The organism is Atribacterota bacterium (genome assembly GCA_028703475.1).
Classification (GTDB): Bacteria; Atribacterota; Phoenicimicrobiia; order Phoenicimicrobiales; family Stramentimicrobiaceae; genus JAQVMU01.
Genome location: JAQVMU010000057.1, coordinates 1 through 10,744, shown reverse-complemented (window position 1 = coordinate 10,744; position 10,744 = coordinate 1). Strand labels below are relative to the sequence as shown.

The following is a 10,744-nucleotide window of genomic DNA, read 5'->3' as shown; positions in this document are numbered from 1 at the left end:
CAGATAACAGGATTCTGGCCATCACCGGAACTCTATGGAGATTTTTATTTAGAGCAGATCACTTATGATGACTATATCCTCGGGGATGGGCAGGTTGTTTTCAATCTTAAACCTGAACAACCTGTTATTCCAGAAAATATTACTCAGAACAATTTATCTGAACTGCTTAGCCGAATAGGTTATATTTATTCCCTGCAACTGGAAAATTTTGAATTACAGAATGATTTAATGGAACTATTGATAAGCGGGCAAACCCTATTAGGAAATAATAACCTTTTCTCAGGTTATATAACCTTTTCTCATGCTGATTTTACAGATGCTATAGAATATTTCTATCCGGTTGAAGATATTGGCTTCAAAGATTTTATTCCTGTTAACATTGCAGGAACTGCAAGAATTGAAGGTGACCGTAATGAACAACAGTTGGATCTTTCCGTACAATTTATATCTCAGGAACCTGGGGAAACATCCTCTTCGGGACTTGATGCAATGATAACTAAAAATGATCTTGGTTTTGCAATTACAGACCTTTATTATAATCAACCGGGAGGAGAATTTAAAGCAGAAGGATTAATTGGAATTGACAATGAATTGGATATTGATTTCCATGCTGACCGGCTGGACATATATACTTTAATCAAACTATCCGGGGCAGATGAATCTATAAATGGTATTTTAGATATACACGGTTCATTAAAAGGCACTATAGATAATCCGGAAGTATTTATAACCACTCAGATTAATGAAGGCCAATTCCGTGAATTTCAATTTAGAAACCTGCAAAGCGATTTTTATTGGGACAGCAAAAAGAATGAAATTAATATAAATGATTTTAATGTTTTAATGGAAAATGATTATCAGATAATTGCAAAGGGGAACATACCATTGAAACCATTTGCCGCAAATACGGAAAAAGCCTTACCTGACACTGTTCAGGATTTTCCATTAGATTTCCAGATTTTGATGGAAAATGCCGATATGAAAATATTAAACCTTTTCTGGCAGAATACCTTCTCCGAAACCACCGGAAATATCAATATGGAAGTAAACCTGACAGGAACTGCAGGTAATCCATTAATTAACGGCGTAATTGCTATTAACCAGGGAATATTGGCTTTTCATAATTTACCTATGGAAGTTGAAGAAATAAATACTGCAATAGAAATCAATGATAATAGAGTGGCGTTTACCCCTATCGCATTTTCATTATATGAAAACAACTTTAATATTTCAGGTGAATTTGAATTAATTGACTTTTTGCCTGAAAATATAATAATAACCATCACAAACAGTGAGGACAGGATAGTATATCAGGATATTATCGAGAGTGACATTGATTTTCTGGCAGAGATTACAGGAACACTCTTAAATCCCGAAATAAGCGGTAACTTAATTCTCTCCAACGGCAGTATAGATATTGCCCGATTACAATCTTTAGCCATGCCTGGTATGTCAATAGACACTTTCCCGGACAGTGACAGCAACTCGGACTTTTCACAAAGTCTGATAGATATAAACATTGAAATCACAGAACCTTTTTCACTTAATTTACCAAATGCTGAAATATTTATTACAGCCAATATTGCTCTGGAAGGAACACTGGCAGATCCTTCTGTACAAGGTAATGCTGTTTTAAGGAGAGGGCATATTGTATATTTTGAAAGAAGGTTTGATATCACAGAAGGACGGGCTTCTATCAATGGTATGACACTTAGCGAAATTGGTATTAATGCCAGAGCCCAAACCACTGTCCAGGATGTACAAATAGCTGTAAATGTTTCCGGCAATCTTGACAATCCCCAGATTCGGTTATCCTCCCAGCCTGTGATGGAGGAAACAGAGATTATTTCCCTGCTGGCTCTCGGCAGAAACATTGAGGGTCTCTCCAGGGGAGAGATTGACCAGTTGCTATCTCAGGAAATGATTGATATTCTATTCCAAAACATTCAGTTAAACATACTAAGACAGCTGGAAAGAGAAATATCCAGCCAGCTTGGATTAGACTTGTTTAGACTGTCAACTGAAAATCTTTTTACTTCAGATAATCAATTATTTATATTTGAAAATATGAATCTGGCAAATTTAAGACTGGAAATAGGAAAAAATATTAATGAGAACCTCTTTGTAACTTATGAAACACCATTAAACTTTCAGGGAGAAAAAAGTATCAATCTTAACTACCGGTTTTCACCTGATTTTACTCTAAGTACCCAATTTGATACTTTTTCCCTGGGTAATAGTGATTATCGGTTTCAATTTGGTTTCGAAATAAACTTTTAGTAGTAAAGCTGTTAATATAATTGCAAATCATTTTTGAAAAGGTTTAAGATACATTAGAAATAATAATTTGTTTTAATTCTTATGTTTTACCCCAGATATTTACAATTATAACCCCAGCCAGGGCAAACATTCCTCCTGTTAATGACAAAATAGTCGGGACTTCACCCAACCATATCCACGCAATAAATATTGCCAGTACAGGAGATAAATAAAGATAACTTCCCGCTACAGATGCAGGAACACGCGATAACACATATGCCCAGCAAACATAAGCTAAGGCTGCAGGGAAAACGCCCATATATACAATAGCCAGAGTAGTTTCAGCGGGAGCTTCTCTTATAGTCTGAAATAGACCATCAATAAATACTAATTGAAATAAGGTACCACCCCAGATTGCATATGTGGTAAATTGCAAAGGTGTATATTTTTTTAATAATGGTTTCTGAAGAACAAAGTAAAAACTGGTGCTGACAGCGGACAGAAGAATTAAAAAGGCTGCCGGTTCAAAACTGACACTGCTGCCCTCTCCCCATACTACCAGTCCTATTCCAAAAAAACTCAGCAGTACACCTGTCCAGCCCCAAATGGTTATTCTCTCTTTTAAGATAACCATAGCAAGAATAGCAGTGAATACCGGTGCAGAGGCAATTAATAGACTGGCAGAACCAGCTGTTACTCTTAATTCTCCAAAAGTGAGAGCAATATGATAAATAGTAATACCAACAAAACCAAGAATAAGTAACATAGGAATATCTTTTTTTTCCGGTAACGCCATACGGGTGATAATAGCATAAATCAATAGCACAAAAGAGGCTGTTAAAAAGCGTAAAAGGACTAAATTACCTGGACTGTAAGCAGTCAAACCCACTTTGATGCCTGCAAAGGCAGATGCCCAAAAAATAAGCGTCAATGCTACGGCAAGTAAAACTTGCAAATCAATAGTTCCTGCATTTTTTGTTTTATTCATAAAATCCTTACTCATAATTTGTTTTCTGTATAAAAAGTTAAAAAAAATAGTTCTTAGCGTATTTGTCCATTACCATTGACTATATATTTATAGCTTGTCAGTTCCTGAAGACCCATGGGACCGCGTGCGTGTAATTTTTGAGTGCTTATTCCGATCTCGGCTCCCATTCCAAATTCAAAACCGTCAGTAAACCTGGTTGATGCATTTACGTAGACCGCTGCAGAATCAATTTCCTGAGTAAATTTATCGGCATTTTCCTTATTTTCGGTTATGATTGCTTCTGAATGCTGTGTTCCATATTTGTTTATATGACTAATTGCATCTTTTGTATCCTTGACTATTTTAACAGAAATAATATAATCCAGGTATTCAGTATACCAGTCTTCCTCAGTTGCCATTTTGCTTTCGGGAAATATTGCTTTCACTTTTTTACATCCTCTAATTTCAACCCCTGAGGCTGCCAATTGAGTCAATATTTCAGGCAGATATTCTGAAGCTATACTTTCAGCGATTAAGAGAGTTTCTGCAGCATTGCAGACAGAAGGCCTGCTGGTTTTGGCATTAATTATTATGTTTTTTGCCATTTCAAAATCAGCTGATTCATCAACAAAAATATGACAATTACCCAGGCCTGTTTCAATCACCGGTATCAATGAATTTTCTATTGTAGCTTTTATAAGTGATGCCCCGCCTCTGGGAATTAATAAATCAACATATTCTCTCATCTTCATTAATTCAATAACACTGCTTTTACTTGTATCCTCAATCAGTTGAATTGCATCATCAGGGGCTCCCTCTTTTTTCAGGGCTTTATTTAATACTTCCACCAATGCTTTGTTTGAATTAATCGCGCTGGAGCCGCCCCGAAGAATTACTGCATTGCCTGCCTTAAAACATAACGCTGAGGTATCAACGGTAACATTTGGTCTTGCTTCATAAATTATTCCGATAACCCCCAAAGGTACTGCTATTTTTTTTATGCAAAGTCCGTTTGGCCGCTTATTTTCTGAAATTAACCTGCCAACCGGATCAGGTAATTTGGCTACTTCCCGCAAGCCCTCTGCAATTCCAACAATTCTCTTTTCATTTAGCATTAAACGGTCAGTAAAAGCTTCTTTCGCCCCATTTTCCCTGGATATTTTAATATCTAACAAATTTTCATGTAATATATAATCCTTTTCTTTGATCAAGGTATCAGCCATACAACTTAATACTTTGTTCTTGTTTTCTGCAGAATAATTTGCCAGTTTGCTTCCGGCAATTTTTGCTTTTTTCCCAATAGATATTAAGCTTTTCATTTAATTATATGCCTCCTTTTTATCAGGTAAAAATATTGTACCTGTATTATTGCCCTTTATAAGTTCTAAAATCTGCTCCGGTTCATCTCCCTTGATAATCGCAACTGCTATACCTTTTGCTGTCGCCAGCTTTGCTGCAGATATCTTCGTTTTCATTCCACCGGTACCAAAACTGCTGCCAACCCCACAGGCATAAGATTCAATCTCATCATCTATAACTTTAACATAAGATATTTTCCTTGAATTTTTATCTTTTCGGAAATCTCCTGAATAAAGACCATCTGTATCTGAGAGCATAATAAGTAAATCAGCTTTAATTAATACTGATACTACCGCTGAAAGAGTATCATTATCTCCATACACAATCTCTTCCACAGCAACTGTGTCATTTTCATTGACTATTGGTATTACATTATATTCAAACAATGCATTGAAGGTATTGCAAGTATTATGATGGCGAACTTTATCTTCCAGGTCTTCCCTGGTAAAAAGCATCTGTCCTACCACTATATTATATTTTGAAAAAATATTTTCATATAGATGGATTAAAAGTCCCTGTCCGATTGAAGCCATTGCCTGTTTTTCCGCTAATTTCCTTGGTTTTTGTTGAAGCTTAAATTTACTTGAACCCACACCAATTGCCCCTGATGTTACAATAACCACTTCTTTTCCCTGAGTATGCAAATTACTAACAACGGATGCCAATTTTTCCAGGCAAAGATAATTAATTACCCCTGAATTATTTACAATAGTCGAGGTGCCAATTTTAATAACCACTCTTTTTATTTCTTCAAAAGTTTTCATCTGTATCATAGTCATTTCCTCCTGAAAATAAAAAACCCTTAGGTCTCTAAATAGAGACGAAAGAGTTTGTCTTCGTTATACCACTCTATTGAATTTAAGTAATATTAGTACATTAAAAGTACGTCTCAAAAAATACTCTGAGATTATACTTTCCCATTGATAAAGGTTGAGGTACCTTAAAAAGCTTTTCGCTTGATATAATTTAAGGCGGGTTCAAAATATTCATTATCGGGACAAAATCTTTCACCTTCTGATTTTTTTCTCTAAACCCTGAATATTTTTACTGTTCCTTAAATATACTATCTTCAATATAAATATTTCTTTGTATTATACAAACTAAAACTTTCTATGTCAATCTTTAATATTTTTAAGTATCTTTAAATACCCCGGCAAATTTTTCACTAAAAATTATATTTAAAACAATCAGTCTGAAATCTTTCTATACTTTATATTCCTGGTGTTATTAGACTTCCGGATAATGCATTTACTCTTTTCTATAAGGCATACTCTTTCTTTAATCTGTCCTGAATAGATAATCCTGTCGGGGTAATTGCCAGACCTCCCTCCCCTGTTTCCTTTAAAGTTGAAGGTATGGCTTTTCCAACCAAATACATTGCATCTACAATTTCATCAAAGGGTATTATTGACTTAACCCCGGAAATAGCCATATCTGCAGATAATACTGCCATAGATACAAGCGTACCATTGCGCTTTATACATGGCACTTCAACAAGACCTGCTACCGGGTCGCAAACAAGTCCCATAATCGATTTTAAGCATATCGAAGCAGCTTCAAAACATTTATGCGGATCCCTGCATTCCATCCAGACCAAAGCCGCCGAACCCATTGCTGTTGCAGAACCGCACTCAGCCTGACATCCTCCTTCGGAACCTGCAAGAGTAGCCTTATTGGCTATTATCTGGCCTATACACGCTGCAACTATTAATCCTTCTACCATAATTTTCTTTTTGTCATCATGAATGTTTCTCTTTTCTTCCCATGCAAATAAAAGGCCGGGTAATATTCCACAGCTTCCTGCAGTAGGTGCAGCAACAATCCTTCCCATAGTCGCATTTAACATTGATACAGATAAAGATATTTCTGAAGCTCTGCTTATAATATCACCTGAAAGAGGATTTTTTTCGAGTCTATATTTTCTCATTTTTATAGCATCGTTTTCAACTATTCTGGTCTTTCCTGTACTTCCTGGAATCTCTTTAGTTGATTTTCTCATATCTGCTAACCTGTTTGACATACTGTTATATATTTCATCACAAGAACAGCCTGAACTGGATGCTTCCAATTCTAAAACTGCCTCAACCAGGTTTAAACCATTTTCTTTCATATATAACTTTATTTCATTAAAAGAATTAATCATTGCTACTCCCTTTCTACAGGAAGAAATATAATCTTGCTGTAAAGGTTTTTAGATATTTCCAGGTTATTAAAAATATCATCCTGATTTTCCTGGCTATCAACCTCTATCACCAGTATTGCATCTTTACCCCTGGATTTCCTCTTTAACTTCATCTCAGCTATATTTAAATTCTTTTGGAATAGTGCTGTTGCAATTGAGGCGACTACACCCTTTTTATCCTGATGAAAAATGATAAAAGCCGGTAGGTCTCCATCAATCTCAACCGGAAAACCTTCGATTTCCTGTATCTGAATAGCCCCTCCACCAATTGAAGCTCCGACCATCTCCATGTTTTTCTCTTCAGATTTAATTACAAATCTGACAGAATTTGGGTGTGCTCCGTCAATTGTTTCTTTTTCAAATTTATAATTCACATTTGCCCTGTGAGCTAATACTAAAGATTCTCTGATTCTGCTGTCATCCGGCTTCAGTCCAAGTAAGCCCCCAACCAGAGCTTTGTCAGTTCCATGCCCCCAATAAGTAGAAGCAAAACTACCCCTGAGATAAATAGTTACATCTGTAACTTCTTTTCCCCAAAGTCTTCTGGCAATATTACCTAACCTTACAGCTCCTGCAGTATGGCTGGAAGATGGCCCTATCATAACAGGACCTATTATTTCTAATAATGACATAAAAGTCTCCTGACTAACCTCATGACTATTTGGATTTACTAACTTGTAATATTCATTATATATCTAATATGAAAATATGAAAACCAAAAACAGCTACCCTTTATATCAGGTAGCTGTTTTTTTGTTCTGATATTAACATTTCTGCTGATTGTTTTTTAAATTATATTTCTAAAACTTATAATCCGGATCTGTAATTGATCCACCGGACTCCTGTCTGCTTGCTGCAATCCTATCATATTCTTCCTGGCTTAAGAATTGAGCATCATAAGAAATATTGTATCGCTGCAGTTGTCTGTCAAACGCCCTCAAATGATTACGGGAACCTTTCAATAAATTCTGATAAGTTATCTTGATATCATCATTTTCAGTCTCTTCAATAAGGCGCTGTAAATCATAAATATCTAAGTCCTCAATATGAGCACCTACCAGAAGGGCATCCTGAATTGACTTACTTCCTTTTTCAATTAACTCATCATAAGCCTTTTGTAACTCTTCATTTTGAAAAACCCCGGGAATATCATCCCCTACAGGATCTTCCAGATTATAACGATCAAGCAGAACTTTCATGGCATCCATGTGGGCAGTTTCACTACCCTGTCCGATAGATTCAAATACTCTCAGGTTCCATTTCTCATAAAGTGCTGTATAAACATCCCTGGCTAATTTTTCCTCTTCCCTCATTAATAACATTCCTTCTATTTCTTCTTGAGATAAGTCATCTTGTTCAATAGAATAAGACATAAGGTTCATTCCCCGGTTAAAATTGTTATCGGCTCTCCGGGCAAAAACATTAGCAATAGATATGTTTGCTATTAATAAAACCATTGCTAAAATAATAAAAACTTTTAGTGATTTTTCTGTTTTCATATTCTTTCCTCCAATCAGGATTAATTTTTCTTCTACTTATAGTACACAAAATAAATTCGATTTCTTTCAATTAATTAAATTATAAAGAGATTTTCTATTTTATTTTTTTGTAATAGCTTGCTTTTTTATTGATTCATAATATATAATACTAATTGGCGTTAAAAAAGGGAGTAGCTTGTAACTCATATTTTTGAGTTATTTTACCAGTCGTCAGTACGGTTTTATTAACCCGGTTGGTATTTCATAATACTTTATGAAAGCAAGACTTTTATTGCGGACATTCTGCAGTAAAAGTCTTTTTTATTTTATTAATATTTCAAAAGAAGGATGTGTATTAGTTGTTAGATTATCTTTTCCCTTTTGTATTATTTCTTATAGGCTTTGTAATGATTATAAAAGGCAGTGATATTTTTATTGATTCAGTAATCTGGTTCACTAAAATAACAAAAATACCCGATATAATAATTGGTGCTACCTTGGTTAGTTTAGGCACAACATTACCCGAGCTCATGGTTTCTGCGGGTGCAGCAATACACGGTAATACTGAAATAGCTATAGGAAATGCCCTTGGTTCTATTATCTGTAATACCGGGCTAATCCTGGCAATAATTATTATTGTGTCACGCCCTAAAATTACAAATAAGAAAGAGTTTCATCAAAATGGAATCCTTTTAATGCTGCTCTTACTGCTCATCGCTTTTGTGAGTTTTACCTATGGTGAAATATCACGTTTTACAGGTATTATACTTTTAGGGATTCTGGTTTGGTATTTATATAAAAATGTCCAAAATAGTATCTATAACAACAAAACAAATCAAAATATAGATAATAAAGAAAAAAATATAGATACAAAAAAAATATTATTGAAATTGTTTATGTTTTCCTTTGGTCTTCTGTTAACACTTTCAGGTTCCAGATTGTTAATAACCAATGGAGAAAAAATTGCTATCTTTTTAGGAGTGCCTGATATTATTATAGGTTTAACTATGACAGCTTTTGGAACATCATTGCCTGAACTAATGACATCAATAACCTCTTTGAGAAAGAAGGCATATGATATTTCTATTGGTAATATTTTGGGGGCCAATATTCTTAATGTTATCCTGGTAATAGGGGTATCATCAACTATATTGCCCATACCTGTGTATGGCAGTATTTTATATTTACACTTACCCTTTGTTCTATTAATTGTCAGCATAACATTATTGTTTTCCTATATGTGCAAAAATAATTTTCGTCGGCGGTGTGGTTTTATAATGGTTTTTGCCTATATAAACTACCTTTTATTCACATTAAATTTGTTATGATAATAATATTCTTTAATATTTAGACATCCATATTATTTTCTGTTTCATTAATATCATTATTGACTTTTATGATTAACAATGTTAAATTGTAATTAATACTATTTAATATTAATTATGAAAGGAGTTGATGTATATGTTAGTTACTAAAAAGGCACCTAACTTCTCTGGAATGGCTTTTCATCAGGGAAAATACAAGAAAGTGTCTTTAGAAGATTATCTTGGCAAATGGGTTGTTTTATGTTTTTATCCAGGTGATTTTACCTATGTCTGACCAACCGAAATTTCACACATAGCCGTGAGCTATGATAAACTTCAAGAATTAAATGTAGAGGTACTTTCTGTAAGCACAGACAGTGTGCATTCACACAAAATCTGGAATGAGACTGAACTTAGTAAAATGGTCGGCAATGATATACCGTTCCCAATGGTATCAGATCAGGGAGGGGCTATCGGAACACTTTATGAGGTATATGATGAAAATTCCGGGACAAATGTCCGCGGAAGATTTTTAATTGATCCTGAAGGAATTATACAGGCAGCGGAGATTTTAAGTCCACCAGTTGGAAGAAATCCTGCAGAGCTTCTTCGCCAGATTAAGGCATACCAACACCATCAGAAAACAGGTGAAGTTATGCCTTCCGGATGGACTGAAGGTGGAGTAACATTAAAACCTTCACCAGCATTAACCGGAAATGTCTGGAAAGAGTGGAATCCACGTAAACATTAAGTCCGCATAAGGGCTTTTTATAATTTTAGTGCCTTTAATTTTAAAAGGCCTGGTTTGTTTGTTTTTCAAACTTACCAGGCCTTTTTTTATTAATAAGCTGTACATATCAGCGACCTTCTCACTCCATACATGCAAGACTTTCTGCCAGATGATGCACAGTTTTACCAAAGATTAAAGTAGATAAAAGTTTTAAATTTTTAAATAAGGAAATATGCTATAATAAGTTATGATTAAATTTATAATTATTATTTTAGTTATATTAATAGTCATTTCTACAATAGTAGGTTTTTATTTTTATATTACAGAATTATCAGCCTCAGCAATAGAATTATTACTTAATCATATTATCTTAATATAAGCTTTACAAAAAAAGAAATATTCACCTTTCTATTGTTTTTTATTATTCTTTTCTTTATACATCTGCTGATCAGCTATGGATATCAA

9 protein-coding genes are annotated in these 10,744 nt (G+C 34.6%); 3 read left to right on the top strand and 6 right to left on the bottom strand.

What is annotated here, in order from left to right; all coding sequences use genetic code 11:
• A partial coding sequence (locus PHQ99_06510) for a translocation/assembly module TamB domain-containing protein (GenBank protein ID MDD4289223.1) occupies nt 1-2,280 on the top strand: 2,280 nt, incomplete at its 5' end.
• Between the two features lie 79 nt (nt 2,281-2,359).
• Here the strand turns inward: PHQ99_06510 and PHQ99_06505 are convergent.
• The 6 genes from PHQ99_06505 to PHQ99_06480 form a co-directional block, all read right to left on the bottom strand.
• The gene (locus tag PHQ99_06505; protein MDD4289222.1) at nt 2,360-3,220 is read right to left on the bottom strand and encodes a DMT family transporter; all 861 of its coding nucleotides are present in this window, start codon (nt 3,218-3,220) and stop codon (nt 2,360-2,362) included.
• Between the two features lie 80 nt (nt 3,221-3,300).
• Nucleotides 3,301-4,545 (bottom strand): glutamate-5-semialdehyde dehydrogenase, encoded by a 1,245-nt coding sequence (locus PHQ99_06500; protein MDD4289221.1) that lies wholly within the window; start codon nt 4,543-4,545, stop codon nt 3,301-3,303.
• Entirely contained in the window at nt 4,546-5,358 is an 813-nt protein-coding gene (proB, locus tag PHQ99_06495; GenBank protein MDD4289220.1) for a glutamate 5-kinase, read from the bottom strand.
• Between the two features lie 485 nt (nt 5,359-5,843).
• Complete coding sequence (sdaAA, locus tag PHQ99_06490; protein ID MDD4289219.1) at nt 5,844-6,728, bottom strand: L-serine ammonia-lyase, iron-sulfur-dependent, subunit alpha; 885 nt, start codon at nt 6,726-6,728, stop codon at nt 5,844-5,846.
• 2 nt (nt 6,729-6,730) lie between these two features.
• Nucleotides 6,731-7,399: an L-serine ammonia-lyase, iron-sulfur-dependent subunit beta gene (gene sdaAB, locus PHQ99_06485; protein MDD4289218.1), complete on the bottom strand. Its 669-nt coding sequence runs from the start codon at nt 7,397-7,399 to the stop codon at nt 6,731-6,733.
• 168 nt (nt 7,400-7,567) lie between these two features.
• Nucleotides 7,568-8,266: a DUF2202 domain-containing protein gene (locus PHQ99_06480; GenBank protein ID MDD4289217.1), complete on the bottom strand. Its 699-nt coding sequence runs from the start codon at nt 8,264-8,266 to the stop codon at nt 7,568-7,570.
• A 338-nt stretch (nt 8,267-8,604) separates the two neighbouring features.
• Here PHQ99_06480 and PHQ99_06475 point away from each other — a divergent pair, with 338 nt between their 5' ends.
• A complete protein-coding gene (locus PHQ99_06475; GenBank protein ID MDD4289216.1) occupies nt 8,605-9,573 on the top strand; it encodes a calcium/sodium antiporter in 969 nt (322 codons plus the stop codon).
• Between the two features lie 133 nt (nt 9,574-9,706).
• A complete protein-coding gene (gene prxU, locus PHQ99_06470) occupies nt 9,707-10,300 on the top strand; it encodes a thioredoxin-dependent peroxiredoxin (GenBank protein MDD4289215.1) in 594 nt (197 codons plus the stop codon).
• Nucleotides 10,301-10,744: the final 444 nt, after the last annotated feature.

Coding starts and splice junctions, on each gene's coding strand:
- PHQ99_06500 (MDD4289221.1), bottom strand. CDS start 4,545: ATGAAAAGCTTAATATCTATTGGGAAAAAAGCAAAAATTGCCGGAAGC.
- proB (MDD4289220.1), bottom strand. CDS start 5,358: ATGATACAGATGAAAACTTTTGAAGAAATAAAAAGAGTGGTTATTAAA.
- sdaAA (MDD4289219.1), bottom strand. CDS start 6,728: ATGATTAATTCTTTTAATGAAATAAAGTTATATATGAAAGAAAATGGT.
- sdaAB (MDD4289218.1), bottom strand. CDS start 7,399: ATGTCATTATTAGAAATAATAGGTCCTGTTATGATAGGGCCATCTTCC.
- PHQ99_06480 (MDD4289217.1), bottom strand. CDS start 8,266: ATGAAAACAGAAAAATCACTAAAAGTTTTTATTATTTTAGCAATGGTT.